Source organism: Pseudomonas sp. EZ-C24 (assembly GCF_014525325.1).
GTDB lineage: Bacteria > Pseudomonadota > Gammaproteobacteria > Pseudomonadales > Pseudomonadaceae > Aquipseudomonas > Aquipseudomonas shirazensis.
On the sequence record NZ_JACDIU010000030.1, the window covers coordinates 1 to 14,364 of the forward strand.

At 61.6% G+C, this 14,364-nt stretch carries 17 protein-coding genes; 9 read left to right on the top strand and 8 right to left on the bottom strand.

Going from position 1 to position 14,364, the window contains the following annotated elements:
- Positions 1 to 251: 251 nt before the first annotated feature.
- The gene (gene tyrS / locus IDM28_RS20445; RefSeq protein WP_188036769.1) at positions 252 to 1,451 is read right to left on the bottom strand and encodes a tyrosine--tRNA ligase; all 1,200 of its coding nucleotides are present in this window, start codon (positions 1,449 to 1,451) and stop codon (positions 252 to 254) included.
- A gap of 223 nt (positions 1,452 to 1,674) precedes the next feature.
- Here tyrS and IDM28_RS20450 point away from each other — a divergent pair, with 223 nt between their 5' ends.
- A complete protein-coding gene (locus tag IDM28_RS20450; RefSeq protein ID WP_181107977.1) occupies positions 1,675 to 3,084 on the top strand; it encodes a peptidoglycan DD-metalloendopeptidase family protein in 1,410 nt (469 codons plus the stop codon).
- Positions 3,085 to 3,087: 3 nt separating this feature from the next.
- A complete protein-coding gene (locus IDM28_RS20455; protein ID WP_188036770.1) occupies positions 3,088 to 4,179 on the top strand; it encodes an anhydro-N-acetylmuramic acid kinase in 1,092 nt (363 codons plus the stop codon).
- A gap of 60 nt (positions 4,180 to 4,239) precedes the next feature.
- Here IDM28_RS20455 and erpA read toward each other — a convergent pair whose 3' ends face one another.
- Both erpA and argC read right to left on the bottom strand, forming a co-directional pair.
- Complete coding sequence (erpA, locus tag IDM28_RS20460) at positions 4,240 to 4,590, bottom strand: iron-sulfur cluster insertion protein ErpA (protein WP_101322360.1); 351 nt, start codon at positions 4,588 to 4,590, stop codon at positions 4,240 to 4,242.
- Positions 4,591 to 4,723: 133 nt separating this feature from the next.
- The gene (gene argC / locus IDM28_RS20470) at positions 4,724 to 5,758 is read right to left on the bottom strand and encodes an N-acetyl-gamma-glutamyl-phosphate reductase (RefSeq protein ID WP_101322361.1); all 1,035 of its coding nucleotides are present in this window, start codon (positions 5,756 to 5,758) and stop codon (positions 4,724 to 4,726) included.
- Positions 5,759 to 5,900: 142 nt separating this feature from the next.
- Here argC and hemJ point away from each other — a divergent pair, with 142 nt between their 5' ends.
- From hemJ to IDM28_RS20500, 6 genes are all read left to right on the top strand, one after another.
- Positions 5,901 to 6,326, top strand: a complete 426-nt coding sequence (gene hemJ, locus IDM28_RS20475; RefSeq protein WP_101322362.1) for a protoporphyrinogen oxidase HemJ — start codon at positions 5,901 to 5,903, stop codon at positions 6,324 to 6,326.
- Between the two features lie 86 nt (positions 6,327 to 6,412).
- Entirely contained in the window at positions 6,413 to 7,195 is a 783-nt protein-coding gene (locus IDM28_RS20480) for an SDR family NAD(P)-dependent oxidoreductase (protein WP_101322363.1), read from the top strand.
- Between the two features lie 63 nt (positions 7,196 to 7,258).
- Entirely contained in the window at positions 7,259 to 7,597 is a 339-nt protein-coding gene (locus IDM28_RS20485; protein WP_101322364.1) for a histidine triad nucleotide-binding protein, read from the top strand.
- 66 nt (positions 7,598 to 7,663) lie between these two features.
- Complete coding sequence (gene coq7 / locus IDM28_RS20490; protein WP_101322365.1) at positions 7,664 to 8,311, top strand: 2-polyprenyl-3-methyl-6-methoxy-1,4-benzoquinone monooxygenase; 648 nt, start codon at positions 7,664 to 7,666, stop codon at positions 8,309 to 8,311.
- A gap of 10 nt (positions 8,312 to 8,321) precedes the next feature.
- Positions 8,322 to 9,362, top strand: coding sequence for a DUF2157 domain-containing protein (locus IDM28_RS20495; RefSeq protein ID WP_150571182.1), 1,041 nt, complete (start codon positions 8,322 to 8,324; stop codon positions 9,360 to 9,362).
- A 47-nt stretch (positions 9,363 to 9,409) separates the two neighbouring features.
- A complete protein-coding gene (locus IDM28_RS20500; RefSeq protein WP_224785546.1) occupies positions 9,410 to 9,802 on the top strand; it encodes a hypothetical protein in 393 nt (130 codons plus the stop codon).
- Here IDM28_RS20500 and IDM28_RS20505 read toward each other — a convergent pair.
- Positions 9,768 to 10,190, bottom strand: coding sequence for an OsmC family protein (locus IDM28_RS20505; protein WP_150572886.1), 423 nt, complete (start codon positions 10,188 to 10,190; stop codon positions 9,768 to 9,770). The genes IDM28_RS20500 and IDM28_RS20505 overlap by 35 nt on opposite strands.
- 186 nt (positions 10,191 to 10,376) lie before the next feature.
- Here IDM28_RS20505 and crp point away from each other — a divergent pair, with 186 nt between their 5' ends.
- Positions 10,377 to 11,021: a cAMP-activated global transcriptional regulator CRP gene (crp, locus tag IDM28_RS20510; protein ID WP_188036771.1), complete on the top strand. Its 645-nt coding sequence runs from the start codon at positions 10,377 to 10,379 to the stop codon at positions 11,019 to 11,021.
- Here crp and IDM28_RS20515 read toward each other — a convergent pair.
- From IDM28_RS20515 to IDM28_RS20530, 4 genes are all read right to left on the bottom strand, one after another.
- Positions 11,018 to 11,722, bottom strand: a complete 705-nt coding sequence (locus IDM28_RS20515; RefSeq protein ID WP_188036772.1) for a biotin/lipoate A/B protein ligase family protein — start codon at positions 11,720 to 11,722, stop codon at positions 11,018 to 11,020. The two genes, crp and IDM28_RS20515, sit on opposite strands and share 4 nt — an antisense overlap.
- 66 nt (positions 11,723 to 11,788) lie before the next feature.
- Entirely contained in the window at positions 11,789 to 12,625 is an 837-nt protein-coding gene (trpC, locus tag IDM28_RS20520) for an indole-3-glycerol phosphate synthase TrpC (protein ID WP_188036773.1), read from the bottom strand.
- Complete coding sequence (gene trpD, locus IDM28_RS20525; protein ID WP_150571178.1) at positions 12,622 to 13,671, bottom strand: anthranilate phosphoribosyltransferase; 1,050 nt, start codon at positions 13,669 to 13,671, stop codon at positions 12,622 to 12,624. Before trpD ends, trpC begins: the two co-directional genes overlap by 4 nt.
- A gap of 10 nt (positions 13,672 to 13,681) precedes the next feature.
- Positions 13,682 to 14,275, bottom strand: a complete 594-nt coding sequence (locus tag IDM28_RS20530) for an aminodeoxychorismate/anthranilate synthase component II (RefSeq protein WP_103435182.1) — start codon at positions 14,273 to 14,275, stop codon at positions 13,682 to 13,684.
- Between the last annotated feature and the right edge of the window lie 89 nt (positions 14,276 to 14,364).

Genomic DNA, 14,364 nt, shown 5'->3' on the forward strand with positions numbered 1-14,364 from the left:
ACTGCCTTTTTCACCGCTGGCGATCTTTCGATCGAAGCCCTTGCAGCATCTCTGAAACTTCTAACTCATTGAATCTCAAGGAGTTTTCCGCTCCAACTACGCTGGAAGTGGGGCGCATTATAAGCGCTTACAGAAACCCGTCAACCGTTAATTTCAGCTTTGTGCATTTGGCCCTCACAAACAAAAGCGGGGAGGCCTTTCGGCCTCCCCGCTCTCTCTATACAGCCAAGCACTCTATATAGAAGCAAACATCACTCTGCTTTCAGCGAAACCCGCGCAAAGGCTTTCTTGCCTGCCTGACACACATGGGTCGCACCCAAGGCAAACACAAAGCTGCGATCAACCACTTCGCCATCAACCTTCACGCTACCCGCAGCCAGCAAGTCCCGCGCTGCAGCCGAGTTCTTCACCAGGCCAGCCTTGTTCAGGATTGCAGCAATCGGCATCGACTCGACAGCGGCGACCGTCACCTCAGGGATGTCCTCTGGCAGCTCACCATCCTTCATCCGATTACCAGCAGCGCGGTGCGCATTGGCCGCAGCCTCTTCGCCATGGAAGCGGGCGACGATTTCTTCCGCCAGCTTGATCTTGATGTCGCGCGGGTTGGCGCCCTGCTCGACATCGGCGCGGAACTGCTCGATCTCTTCAATGGAGCGGAAGCTCAGCAGCTCGAAGTAACGCCACATCAGCGAATCCGGGATCGACACCAGCTTGCTGTACATCACCCCCGGCGCTTCCTGGATACCGACATAGTTACCCAGCGACTTGGACATCTTCTTGACGCCGTCCAGGCCCTCGAGCAGCGGCATGGTAACGATGCTCTGTGCTTCCTGGCCGTAGGCACGCTGCAGCTCACGCCCCATCAGCAGGTTGAACTTCTGGTCGGTACCGCCCAGCTCGACGTCGGACTTCAGCGCTACCGAGTCGTAGCCCTGCACCAGCGGGTAGAGGAATTCGTGGATCGCGATCGGCTGGTTGCTGGTGTAACGCTTGTCGAAGTCGTCACGCTCGAGCATCCGCGCCACGGTGTACTGCGACGACAGGCGAATGAAATCGGCGGGGCTCAGCTGGTCCATCCAGGTGGAGTTGAACGCGACTTCGGTCTTGGCCGGGTCGAGAATCTTGAACACCTGCTGTTTATAGGTCTCGGCATTGTCGAGGACCTGCTCGCGGGTCAGCGGCGGGCGGGTGGTGCTCTTGCCGCTTGGATCACCGATCATGCCGGTGAAATCGCCGATCAGGAAGATCACCTGATGCCCCAGCTCCTGGAACTGGCGCAGCTTGTTGATCAGGACCGTGTGCCCCAGGTGCAGATCCGGTGCGGTCGGGTCAAAGCCCGCCTTGATACGCAGCGGCTGACCGCGCTTGAGCTTTTCGACCAGCTCCGACTCGACCAATACCTCTTCCGCACCGCGCTTGATAAGCGCCAGCTGCTCTTCAACCGACTTCATAGAAAACCCGCAAGGCTCAGATTCAAAGGCAGCCAACCATACAAGATCGGCCATCAAATACAAGTTTGGCAACGAGATGTGACCCGAACGGGCGCTGTTGACGTCTATGCGCCCTTGCGCGAAACTGCTTTTGGTTATATTTTATACAGTTATTTCATCTTCATCATGTCATTCATCTTTTCTATTTCACTTTTTTCATTCACCTTTTCAAAGTCACCTTCCTATGCCTAAAGAAACGCCTAAAGCGCCGCCGCTTTATCCGAAAAGCCATCTGGTGGCCGCGAGCGGCATTGCCGCCCTCCTCAGCCTGGCCTTGCTGGTATTCCCTTCAAGCGAAGTCGAAGCCAAGAAAACCACCCTCAATCTCGAGCTGGAAACTCCCGCCGAGCAGCTCAAAGACGAAGCCAACGCAGCCCCCATGCTGCAGGCACCTGCCGAGCAAGCCTCGCCATTTGCCCAGATCGACAACGCCGCTACCCCGGCCGAGAACACCGCCAAGACCGAAGCACCGGTTGAAGCACCCAAGGCGCCAGGCCATCGTGAAGTGATCGTCGCCCGCGGCGACACCCTGTCGACCCTGTTCGCCAAGGTCGGCCTGCCGTCCAACGTGGTCCACGACGTGCTCGCCAGCGGCAAGCAAGCCAAGCAGTTCAGCCAGCTCAAGCATGGCCAGGTACTGCAGTTCGAGCTGGACAAAGACGGCCAGTTGACCACCCTGCACAGTAAGGTCAGCAACCTCGAAACCATTCGCCTGAGCAAGACCGACAAGGGTTACAGCTTCGAGCGCGAAGTCAGCAAACCGGTCGTGCGCACTGCCTATGCCCACGGCGTGATCAAGAGCTCGCTGTCGGCCTCGGCCCAGCGTGCCGGGCTGTCGCACAGCATGACCATGGACATGGCCCGTGTACTGGGCTACGACATCGACTTCGCACAGGACATCCGCCCTGGTGACGAATTCGACGTGGTCTACGAGCAGAAGGTCATGGACGGCAAGGTGGTCGGCACCGGCAATATCCTCTCGGCCCGCTTCACCAACCGCGGCAAGACCTACACCGCAGTGCGCTACACCAACAAACAAGGCAACACCAACTACTACACCGCTGACGGCAACAGCCTGCGCAAGGCGTTCATCCGTACTCCGGTGGATTTCGCCCGCATCAGCTCGCGCTTCTCCAATGGCCGCAAGCATCCAATCCTGAACAAGATTCGCGCACACAAGGGTGTCGACTACGCGGCCCCTCGCGGTACGCCGATCAAGGCTGCAGGCGATGGTCGTGTCGAACTGGCAGGCCGTCGTGGTGGTTACGGCAACACTGTAATCATTGCCCACGGCAACCGTTACAAGACCCTCTACGGCCACATGCAAGGCTTCGCCAAAGGCGTCAAGACCGGCAGCACGGTCAAGCAAGGGCAGATCATCGGCTACATCGGTACTACCGGCCTGTCGACCGGCCCACACTTGCACTACGAGTTCCAGGTAGGTGGTGTCCACGTCGATCCGCTGAGCCAGAAGGTGCCGATGGCTGATCCGATCGCCAAGTCCGAGCGCCAGCGCTTCCTCCAGCAAAGTCAGCCATTGGTTGCCCGCATGGACCAGGAAAAGGCCACCCTGCTCGCCGCGAACAAGCGCTGAGTCATGGCGCTCTATCTGGGAGTGATGTCCGGGACCAGCCTCGACGGCCTGGACATCGCCTTGATCGAACAGGGTGAGCAGCTGCGGCTGCTTGCCACCCACTACACCCCGATGCCCACCGATCTGCGCCAGCAGTTGCTGAGCCTGTGCGCCAGCGGCCCTGATGAAATAGCCCGCGCCTGCCTGGCCGAGAACAGCTGGGCCACCCTCGCCGCCGAGGGCATCGCGCAACTGCTGGCCACACAAGGCCTGCAAGCTGATGACATTCGCGCTATCGGCAGCCACGGCCAGACCATCCGTCACGAGCCTGCACGCGGCTTCACCGTGCAGATTGGCAACCCGGCATTACTGGCCGAGCTGACCGAGATTTGCGTAGTAGCAGACTTTCGTCGGCGCGATGTTGCCGCCGGCGGTCAGGGCGCGCCACTGGTGCCGGCCTTCCATGAATCGTTGTTCGGCCACCTTGGTCAGCGCCTGGCAGTACTCAATGTCGGCGGCTTCAGCAACCTCAGCCTGATCGAGCAGAACACGCCAGTGCACGGCTTCGACTGCGGCCCCGGCAACGTGCTGATGGATGCCTGGATCGAGCGCAAGCGCGGCCAGGCATATGACGTTGATGGCAATTGGGCGGCAAGCGGCGTGATCATTGAGCCGCTGCTGAAACGCCTGCTGAGTGACCCGTTCTTCGCCGGCAGCGGCCCGAAAAGCACCGGGCGCGAGGTATTCAACCTGCCCTGGCTGCAAGCCCATCTGGCAGCATTGCCCGCCTGCCGCGACGAAGACGTGCAGGCCACGCTGCTCGAGCTGACTGCCCGCAGCATCATCGACTCGCTGAGCAATGCCCAGACCGCCACCGAGGCCCTGCTGGTGTGTGGCGGCGGTGCGCGCAATGGCGCCTTGATGCAGCGCCTGGCGCAGCTGTTGCCAGACGCTGAGGTCGCGAGTACCGCAGCCTATGGCGTCGATCCGGACTGGGTCGAGGCAATGGCCTTCGCCTGGCTGGCGCATTGCTGCCTGCAGGGCATCCCCGCCAATCGCCCCAGCGTTACCGCCGCCAAGGGCTTGCGCGTGCTCGGCGCTGTCTACCCCGCTTAACGCCCCCGCAGAATGCAAAACGCCGCGCAATTGCGCGGCGTTTTGCCAATCAGCCCTGCTTCAGATCGAGAACGAAGAACCGCAGCCACAAGTGGTGGTGGCGTTAGGGTTCTTGATCACGAAACGCGAGCCTTCCAGACCTTCCTGGTAATCGACTTCGGCGCCAGCCAGGTATTGGTAGCTCATTGGATCGACCACCAGCGCAACGCCTTCGCGCTCGACGATGGTGTCGTCGTCAGCAACTTCTTCATCGAAGGTGAAGCCGTACTGGAAGCCCGAACAGCCGCCGCCCGTCACGAACACGCGCAACTTCAGGCGAGCATTGCCCTCTTCGCTGACCAGGTTCTTCACCTTGCTTGCAGCACCTTGGGTGAACTGCAAAGCCGTGGGGGTGAAGGATTCGACGCTCATGTTGACTCTCCCGGCGCAGTGCCGCCATAAAACTCGATGGCGGCTATTATCCGCTTCTCCGAGAAAAATGGTCAACAATACGTAAGCAGCAGGTGACCCATCTTACGCCGCAGCACAAGGCGGGTCACCGCGATCAAGGTAGCAAGCCGGCGTGGGACAAGCCCATGCGCTCGTCCAGGCCGAACAGGATGTTGAGGTTCTGTACCGCCTGCCCTGATGCGCCCTTGACCAGGTTGTCGATTACCGACAGCACCACCACCAAGTCACCACCCTGCGGCCGGTGTACGGCGATACGGCAGACGTTGGCGCCGCGCACACTGCGGGTTTCCGGGTGGCTGCCAGCCGGCATTACATCGACGAACGGTTCATCGGCGTAGCGTTTTTCGAACAAGGCCTGCAGGTCGACCGACTTGTCGACGACATTTGCGTACAGCGTGGCGTGAATACCGCGGATCATCGGTGTCAGGTGCGGGACGAAGGTCAAGCCGATGTCCTGGCCAGCAGCCAGACGCAGGCCCTGGCTGATTTCCGGCAGGTGACGATGCCCTTTGACCGCATAGGCCTTCATGCTTTCGCCCGATTCGCAGAACAGCGAACCGACCGCAGCCCCACGCCCCGCACCACTGACCCCAGACTTGCAGTCGGCGATCAAGCGCGATGGATCGGCCAGGCCAGCTTCGAGCAACGGCAACAAGCCAAGCTGGGTAGCGGTTGGATAGCAGCCCGGCACAGCGATCAGACGTGCCTGACGGATCTTCTCGCGGTTCACCTCAGGCAAACCATAGACCGCATCCTTGAGCAGCTCCGGCGCACCGTGCGGCTGGCCGTACCACTTGCCCCACTCGACCGCGTCCTGCAGGCGGAAGTCAGCCGACAGGTCGATAACTCGGGTACCGGCCGCCAGCAACTCGCCAGCCAGGGCGTGGGCAACGCCGTGCGGGGTGGCAAAAAACACCACGTCACAGGCCGCCAGGGCCTTGCTGTCGGGTACGCTGAAGGCCAGGCCGTCGTAATGACCACGCAGGTTCGGGTACATATCGGCCACTGCCACACCGGCTTCGGAGCGCGAGGTGATGACCGCGACTTCGGCCTGAGGATGCTGCGCCAGCAGACGCAACAGTTCGACCCCGGTGTAACCCGTGCCGCCGACGATACCGACCTTGATCATAACGCTTGCCCCTTATCAACGATGCGACTGGAAAGCGCACGATGATAGGGCTGCCAGCCGTCTGTAACAACTCTTGGGATGCGCCGGCAGGTGCTTCACCACTACTATCCGACCACCGTGAAAACCTGAAGGAACACCCTCCATGCTTTACCTATGGATCAAAGCGCTGCACATCGTCAGCGTGGTCTGCTGGTTCGCCGGCCTGTTTTACCTGCCACGGCTGTTCGTCTATCACGCGCAAAGCGAGGACAGCACCAGCCAGGAGCGCTTCACCGTGATGGAGCGCAAGCTGTATCGCGGCATCATGAACCCGGCGATGATCGCCACCTTCGTGTTCGGCATCTGGATGCTCTACCTGACCCCAGGCTGGCTCAGCCAGGGCTGGATGCATGCCAAGCTGACGCTGGTAATCCTGCTGACTGGCTACCATCACATGTGCGGCGCTCAGCGCAAACGCTTCGCGGCCGGCACCAACAAGCGCAGCCATGTGTTCTACCGCTGGTTCAACGAGGTACCGGTACTGCTACTGTTGGCGATTGTCATTCTGGTGGTGGTCAAACCGTTCTGACCCGCTGGGGCGCCGTAGCAAAAGGCAACACCTCTGTTGGCCACGCTGTACACTAGCGCCCCTTTCCGTCGCCCCAGGAGCCGCGCATGACCCGTTACGCCATGATCACCGGTGCTTCCAGCGGCCTGGGCCTGGCCCTGGCGGAAGCCCTGGCGCGGCGTGGCCGTAGCCTGATCCTGGTGGCGCGCCATCGCGAAACCCTCGAACCGCTGGCAATCGAGCTGGCTCAGCGCTTTGGCGTCGAGGTGCTGCTGCGTGCCTGCGACCTCAGCCAGCCGCTGCGCCTGTCGGGCTTTGTGCTTGAGCTGGAAGAAGGCGAGCGGCGCATTGACCTGCTGGTCAACTGCGCCGGGCAACGCACCTATGGCCCGTTTCTGGCCCACGAGTGGGCTGACGAACAAGACCTGCTCGAGGTCAACATCCTCGCCCTGACCCGCCTGTGCCACGCCATTGGCAACCTGATGGCGATCCAGGGCGGCGGGCAGATTCTCAACGTTGCCTCGCTGGCAGCTGTGGCCCCCGGCCCGTGGATGGCCTGCTATGCCGCGAGCAAGGCGTATGTGCTGAGCTTTTCCGAAGCCCTGCGCGAAGAGCTTGGCCGTACCGGCATCAAGGTCTCGGTGCTGTGTCCAGGCCCAGTACGCTCGGCACTGCGCAAGATCCCCAGGCTGGACAACGGCCAGCGCTGCCTGAGCGCCGAAGAAGTGGCGTTGTATACCGTCCGCGCACTGGACAAGAACCGCCCGCTGATCATGCCCGGTCGGCGTAATCGCTGGCTGGCGAGGCTGCCACGCCTCCTGCCGCGTTGGTTGACGCGCAAGCTGGCCGGCTTGATCAATCGCCGTTACTGCCCGCTGGAAGCGCAATAGCACTGTGCGCGCAGCGCCGTGCTGGGTACACTCAGCTCGGACCCTGACCATGGAGCAAGTGCTGTGGAGACTCTCTTCACCAAGATCATCAACCGGGAAATCCCGGCCAAGATCATCTACGAGGATGACCAGGTTCTGGCCTTCCACGATATCGCCCCGCAGGCGCCGGTACATTTTCTGGTTATCCCGAAAAAGCCGATCCGCACCCTCAACGACCTGACCGAAGATGACAAGGCCGTCGCCGGCCATATCCTCTTCACCGCGCAGCGTCTGGCCAAGGAGCTGGGTTGCGAGGACGGTTTCCGCGTAGTCATGAACTGCAACGAACTGGGCGGCCAGACGGTCTACCATATTCACATGCACGTGCTCGGCCAGCGCCAGATGCACTGGCCACCGGGCTGATCCAAGGCAAGCCCCGGCCAGGGGTTTGCGGTAAACTGTCGGGCATCACTCTTGCGGAGGTGCCCGATGGCTACCGAACGTCACTATTCGCCGCTCGACCGCTTGTTGCTGCAGGCCGATACCGCCATGCGCACCTTGCTCCCTTTCAGCGGCCAACCTGCCCGCCCTTCTCCTGCAATCATCCAGCCCGACGCTGACCTGGACGACGCGCAAACGCGCCATGTCGCCGGTTTGATGCGCATCAACCACACGGGTGAAGTCTGCGCCCAGGCGTTGTACCAGGGGCAATCGCTGACCGCCCGCCTGCCTCAGGTGCGCAAAGCGATGGAACATGCAGCCGAAGAAGAGATCGACCATCTGGCCTGGTGCGAGCAGCGTATTCGCCAACTCGGCAGCCATCCCAGTGTGCTCAACCCATTGTTCTACGGCATGTCGTTCGGCATCGGCGCAATCGCCGGGCTGGTCAGCGACAAGGTCAGCCTTGGCTTCGTTGCGGCAACCGAGCATCAGGTCTGCAAGCATCTGGATGAACACCTCGAGCAGTTGCCCAGCGAAGATGAAAAATCCCGAGCCATTCTCGAGCAGATGCGGGTCGATGAAGAGCACCATGCCGACGCGGCACTGGAAGCCGGCGGCTATCGCTTCCCGGCGCCCGTGCGCTTTGGCATGAGCCTGATGGCCAAGGTCATGACCAAAAGCACCTACCGTATCTAGGAATACACAGATGACCGAACGTTTCGATGCCAAGGATCTGGCGCGTGCGGTCGACGCCGGTATTCTGCAACCCGGCCAGGATCAGGCGCTGCTGAGTTTTCTGCGGCGCCAGCCAGTTGTCCAGGCAAGCTTCCAACTGGCACATGTAGCGTTCTACCTCGGCGGCCTGCTGATCATGGCCGCCATGGGCTGGCTGCTGACCGAGGCCTGGATGAGCATCGGTGATTCTGCACTGCTGGCTATCGCCCTGCTGTATATCGCCGTATTGACCATATCAGCCCTGGCCCTGCAACGGCGCCAGCAGCTTGTGCCTGCCGGCGTGCTCGGCGCAGTGGCGGTGAGCATTGTGCCGCTGAGTGTGTTTGCTCTCCAGCGCTTGCTGGGCTGGTGGCCGCTGGACGACACTCAGGTCGACTTCCATCAGTACTACACCAACGTGCAAGCCGGCTGGCTGCTGATGGAGGCGGCGACGGTGCTCGCCGGCCTGCTGATGCTGCGCCTGATTACCTTCCCGTTCATCGTCATGCCGATCGCCGTGGCGCTGTGGTTCATGTCGATGGACCTGACTGAGTGGATATACGGCGCGCCGTTCAGCTGGGAGCAGCGGCGCCTGGTCTCGGTCTGGTTCGGCCTGGGCGTGCTGCTGCTGAGCATCGTGGTCGATGGACGCACGCGCAAGGACTACGCCTTCTGGGGTTACCTGGCTGGCCTGGCAGCGTTCTGGGGTGGATTGACCCTGCTCGACAGCGGCAGCGAATGGGGCAAAGCCATGTATGGCTTGATCAACCTGGGCCTGATGGGCCTGGCGGTGCTGCTGCGACGGCCGATCTTCATGGTGTTCGGCGCCATGGGCGTGGCGGCCTACCTGGGCTACCTGTCCTATCAGGTGTTTGCCGACTCGCTGTTGTTCCCGCTGCTGCTGACCTTGATCGGCCTCGGCGTGATCGGTCTGGGCCTTGTCTACCAAAAGCATCGTGAAAAGCTCAGTGCCAGCTTGCGCGGCAACTTGCCCGAACGCCTGCTCACGCTGTTACCCGGGCTGCGCCGATAATGTCGAGAGTTGCCCGGCGCCTGCTGCAAAGTCTGGGCTTGCCGTTGATGGCCTACCTGTTCATATGCCTGATGACCGCGCAAATCCGGCAAGCGAGCTTCAGTCTCACGCTACCCAGCCTGGGCGAACCCGACAGCAACAGTGCACTTGAACTGCTGCTGTTGAGCCTGCCGGGACAGTTACTGTTTGTGCTGGCGGGCTGCTTTACTCACAGACGCCGACTGCTGATTGGCGTCTTCTTGCTGGCGGCCAGCATCACGGCACTGTTGCAGTGCCTGGTGTTTGCCCAATGCTTCGGCACCACGTGGAGCACCGCCGAGACTTTCATCCTGCTGGCCAGCAATGCACCAGCACTGCTGCTGGCGCTGGTGCCCGGGCTGGCCTTGGTCTACAACACGGAACAACTCAGCCGAGTTCGACGATCTCATAGCTGTGGGTGATTTCCACACCTGCGCGGCCGAGCATGATCGACGCCGAGCAGTACTTCTCTGCTGACAGCTCGACAGCGCGCTTGACCTGCGCTTCCTTGAGGCCGCGACCCTTGACCACGAAGTTGAGGTGGATCTTGGTGAACACCTTCGGATCTTCGTCAGCGCGCTCGGCGTCGAGGAATGCTTCGCAGCTCTCCACTGCCTGGCGCGATTTCTTCAGAATGCTGACCACGTCGAAGTTGCTGCAGCCACCGAGGCCGAGCAGGAGCATCTCCATCGGCCGCACGCCAAGGTTGCGCCCACCGGCTTCGGGCGGACCGTCCATGACCACGACATGGCCGCTACCCGATTCACCGAGGAACATGGCTTCACCGGCCCATTGGATGCGTGCCTTCATGCTTGTCGACTCCAGATACGTAGAAAGGGTGCCAGCTTAAGCCTTGTGAGCCCGTCGGAAAAGCTCAACTCAACACGCATCGCTGCCGATACACTGGGCAGCGCCTGATAAGCTGGCGCCAAATGACTGGCGCGGCCTGCCAGCCGATCCGAAAAGCCTCTGTATCGCATCGAACAGGATGTCCTGATGGTTGTGTCCGCCCTCTCCGCCAAGATCAAGAACATCGACAAGTTGCTGGTGCACTGCCAGCGCCGCCGGTTTGCCGCCAAGAGCGATATCCTTTGTGCCGGCGACCGGGCTGAGACCTTGTCGTTCATCATCAAAGGTTCGGTCACCGTGATCATCGAAGATGACGAGGACCGCGAGATGATCATTGCCTACCTCAACGATGGCGACTTCTTTGGTGAGCTGGGCTTGTTCGAGCCAGTCGGCAAGGAGCAGTATCGCAGCGCCTGGGTGCGGGCCAAGACCGAATGTGAAGTGGCCGAGATCAGCTACGAGAAATTCCGCGAGGTCGCCCGCCTCGACCCGGACATTCTCTACGCCTTGGGCAGCCAGATGGCCCAGCGCCTGCGCAACACCACGCGCAAGGTCGGCGACCTGGCGTTCTTCGATGTCACCGGGCGCGTCGCCCGCTGCCTGCTCGACTTGTGCAAGCAGCCCGATGCCATGACTCATCCGGACGGCATGCAGATCAAGATCACCCGCCAGGAGATCGGGCGGATTGTGGGTTGTTCACGGGAGATGGTCGGCCGCGTCCTCAAGGATCTGGAGGAGCGCAGCCTGGTTCAGGTCAAGGGCAAAACCATGGTGGTCTACGGTACCCGTTAATCCTTGGGCAAACTTGCGATCACCTCAGCATAGGCGGCGGACAGGCGCTCGAACCAGGGCACTGCCGGCGCCACTTCATGCAGGGCGATATGACTGTCGGCGCGGCAGTGCTGATCAATGCCGCAGCACTGGTTGAAGCGGTTGACCGCCGCCACCATCGACTCGCGCTGGTCATCCAGCAGCAGGGCGCCATGCACCAGCACTACCGGGCGCTTGCCACCCAGGCCCTGGCGCCAGCGCTGAGCAGTGCCGACCAGCTTGCGCCCGTTGAGGTTGACGTTGTAACGGCCATCGCAAAACGCGCCATCGATCTCGCCCAGCGAAGCCACCCCGCCCCATTCGCGCAGAACCTCACACAGCGGCTGACACAAGCGCTCGTAGGCGTTCTCGATACGGCCATGGTCGCCTTCGCTACGCGGGGCAACATACACCAGCGCGACGTTGACCGTTGCATGCGATTGCGGCACCGGTTCGCCGCCAGTCTCGCGTAGCAGCACCGGCCACCCGGCAATGGCCAGTTCGGCGCAGGCAACTTCAAAGTCCTCTTGTCGGCTCAGCCGCCGCGGCATCACCAGCGCCTGATCGGTCGGGCGCCAGAACAGCACGCCGGCCTCGGCATCGCCGCGGCACACGGCGGCGAGCAGGTCCTGCTCGGCTTGCAGGCCCTGCGCGACGGTCAGGGCCAGAGGTTGTTCGCTCATCAGGATGCCACCTTTTAGCCACCACGTAGAAACAACGAAGCCGGCAATGGCCGGCTTCAAGGTCAATCAGTCCAGTTCCTGAACCACGTTCTGTACCGGCCGCTGCGGGAAAAACAGCCGCTGCAATTCCTGCCCCGGTTGCTCTGCGCGCATGAACGCTTCGCCAACCAGGAACGAGTACACCCCGTTGATTTCCATCAGCTCGACATCGGCCCGGTTGAAGATCCCGCTCTCGGTGATCGCCAGGCGCTCGCGAGGAATCCGCGGCAGCAGGTCGAGGGTGGTTTCCAGGCTGACGTCAAAGGTGTGCAGGTTACGGTTGTTGACCCCGACCAGTGGTGTGTCGAGGGTGTTCAAGGCCCGCTCCAGCTCGTCGCCGTCATGCACTTCGACTAGCACATCCAGGCCGACCGACTTGGCCACAGCGGCCAGTTCGGCCATGCGCACATCATCCAGCGCAGAGACGATCAGCAGCACGCAATCGGCACCCAACGCACGGGCTTCGACGATCTGGTACGGATCGATCATGAAGTCCTTGCGGATCACCGGCAGCGTGCAGGCCGCGCGGGCCTGCTGCAGGTAGGCATCGGCGCCCTTGAAATAGTCGATATCGGTCAGCACCGACAGGCAGGTCGCGCCGCCCTTCTCGTAACTGACGGCGATGTCGGCCGGGACGAAGTTTTCGCGGATCACGCCCTTGCTCGGTGAGGCCTTCTTGATTTCGGCAATCACCGCAGGCTGCTTGCGTCTGGCCTGCTCGATCAACGCATTGGCAAAACCACGCGGCGCATCAGCAGCCTTGGCCAGTTGCTCGAGCTCGGCCAGGCTGACCCGGGCACGGCGCTCGGCGACTTCCTCGACCTTGCGGGCGAGGATATTTTCCAGCACGGTCGGCACGCTCATGCTTCGTTCTCCTGCTTGAATACGGCGGTAAAGGCGCCCAGTTCCTGGAGTTTTTCCCAGGCCAGGCCGGTGTGCAATACATCGCTGGCAAGCTCTACGCCCTGCGCCAGGGTCATTGCATGGTCTGCTGCGTACAGTGCGGCGCCCGCATTGAGCACGATCATCTCGGCAGCCTTCTGGCCGTTTTCGGTCTTGCGCCGGCCCAAGGCATCGCGGATCAGTTCATATGAGGCCTGCGGGTTTTCCACCGCCAGGCCATGCAGGCTCTGGCTCTTCATGCCGAGGTCTTCGGGCTCGACCCAATACTCGCTGATCTCACCTTTTTTCAGCTCGGCAACAAAGGTCGGCGCTGCCAGGCTGAACTCATCCAGGCCATCCTTGGAGTGCACCACCAGCACGTGCTTGCTGCCCAGACGCTGCAGCACCTCGGCCAGCGGCCGGCACAACGCCTGAGAAAACACGCCGACCACCTGGTGTTTCACCCCGGCCGGATTCGTAAGCGGGCCAAGCATGTTGAACAGGGTACGCAGGCCCAGCTCGCGACGCGGGCCAGCGGCGTACTTCATGGCTTTGTGATGGCTCTGCGCGAACATGAAGCCGATGCCCAGGCTGTCGATGCAGCGGGCAACCTGCACTGGCGTCAGGTTCAGGTAGATCCCGGCCGCCTCGAGCAGGTCGGCACTGCCGCTTTTGCCCGAGACTGCGCGGTTGCCATGTTTGGCCACCTTGCAGCCCGCTGCGGCGAGTACAAACGACGCTGCCGTGGACACGTTGAAGATGTTCGCACCGTCACCGCCAGTACCGACCACGTCGACCACGCCGTCGAGGCTTTCCAGCTCGACCTTGTCTGCCAGCTCACGCATGACCGAGACCGCGCCGACGATTTCGTCGATGCTCTCGCTCTTCATGCGCATGCCCATCAGGAAGGCACCGATCTGCGCCTCGCTGCACTGGCCGGTCATGATCTGGCGCATGACGTCGCTCATTTCTGCAGTCGACAGGTCCAGGTGGCCAACGATACGGCTCAATGCGCTTTTGATATCCATGCTCGAATCCTTAACGGCGGCCGCCGGTCTGCTTGAGGAAGTTGGCGAACAGCTCATGGCCCTGCTCGGTAAGAATCGACTCGGGGTGGAACTGCACCCCTTCGATGTTCAAGGTCTTGTGGCGCAGGCCCATGATTTCATCCACCGAGCCATCGTCGTGGGCAGTCCAGGCGGTCACCTCGAGGCACTCGGGCAGGGTCTCGCGCTTGACCACCAACGAATGGTAGCGGGTCACCGTGAGTGGATTATTCAGTTCGGCAAACACGCCCAGGTCGCGATGATGGACCGGGCTGGTCTTGCCGTGCATCACCTGGCGAGCGCGGACTACGTCGCCGCCAAAGGCCTGGCCGATCGACTGGTGGCCAAGGCAAACGCCAAGAATCGGCAGCTTGCCGGCAAAATGCAGGATGGCCTCGATCGACACGCCGGCTTCGCTCGGGGTGCACGGGCCAGGTGAAACCACGATGCGCTCGGGGTTGAGTGCTTCGATCTGGGCGATGGTCATCTCGTCATTGCGGATGACCTTGACCTCGGCCCCCAACTCGCCAAAGTACTGGACGACGTTGTAGGTGAAGGAGTCATAGTTGTCGATCATCAGTAACATGTGCGGCAAACCTCTAGAAGACTGACTTCTGATTCGGACCTTGCGCTTGCGCTTCCAGGCGCGGGTCATCCCGCACGGGGCGCTGGGTC

What these genes read in the sequence shown, in the direction of transcription:
- tyrS (WP_188036769.1), bottom strand. Translation starts at nt 1,451, where the DNA reads ATGAAGTCGGTTGAAGAGCAGCTGGCGCTTATCAAGCGCGGTGCGGAA.
- IDM28_RS20450 (WP_181107977.1), top strand. Translation starts at nt 1,675, where the DNA reads ATGCCTAAAGAAACGCCTAAAGCGCCGCCGCTTTATCCGAAAAGCCAT.
- IDM28_RS20455 (WP_188036770.1), top strand. Translation starts at nt 3,088, where the DNA reads ATGGCGCTCTATCTGGGAGTGATGTCCGGGACCAGCCTCGACGGCCTG.
- erpA (WP_101322360.1), bottom strand. Translation starts at nt 4,590, where the DNA reads ATGAGCGTCGAATCCTTCACCCCCACGGCTTTGCAGTTCACCCAAGGT.
- argC (WP_101322361.1), bottom strand. Translation starts at nt 5,758, where the DNA reads ATGATCAAGGTCGGTATCGTCGGCGGCACGGGTTACACCGGGGTCGAA.
- hemJ (WP_101322362.1), top strand. Translation starts at nt 5,901, where the DNA reads ATGCTTTACCTATGGATCAAAGCGCTGCACATCGTCAGCGTGGTCTGC.
- IDM28_RS20480 (WP_101322363.1), top strand. Translation starts at nt 6,413, where the DNA reads ATGACCCGTTACGCCATGATCACCGGTGCTTCCAGCGGCCTGGGCCTG.
- coq7 (WP_101322365.1), top strand. Translation starts at nt 7,664, where the DNA reads ATGGCTACCGAACGTCACTATTCGCCGCTCGACCGCTTGTTGCTGCAG.
- IDM28_RS20495 (WP_150571182.1), top strand. Translation starts at nt 8,322, where the DNA reads ATGACCGAACGTTTCGATGCCAAGGATCTGGCGCGTGCGGTCGACGCC.
- IDM28_RS20500 (WP_224785546.1), top strand. Translation starts at nt 9,410, where the DNA reads ATGGCCTACCTGTTCATATGCCTGATGACCGCGCAAATCCGGCAAGCG.
- IDM28_RS20505 (WP_150572886.1), bottom strand. Translation starts at nt 10,190, where the DNA reads ATGAAGGCACGCATCCAATGGGCCGGTGAAGCCATGTTCCTCGGTGAA.
- crp (WP_188036771.1), top strand. Translation starts at nt 10,377, where the DNA reads ATGGTTGTGTCCGCCCTCTCCGCCAAGATCAAGAACATCGACAAGTTG.
- IDM28_RS20515 (WP_188036772.1), bottom strand. Translation starts at nt 11,722, where the DNA reads ATGAGCGAACAACCTCTGGCCCTGACCGTCGCGCAGGGCCTGCAAGCC.
- trpC (WP_188036773.1), bottom strand. Translation starts at nt 12,625, where the DNA reads ATGAGCGTGCCGACCGTGCTGGAAAATATCCTCGCCCGCAAGGTCGAG.
- trpD (WP_150571178.1), bottom strand. Translation starts at nt 13,671, where the DNA reads ATGGATATCAAAAGCGCATTGAGCCGTATCGTTGGCCACCTGGACCTG.
- IDM28_RS20530 (WP_103435182.1), bottom strand. Translation starts at nt 14,275, where the DNA reads ATGTTACTGATGATCGACAACTATGACTCCTTCACCTACAACGTCGTC.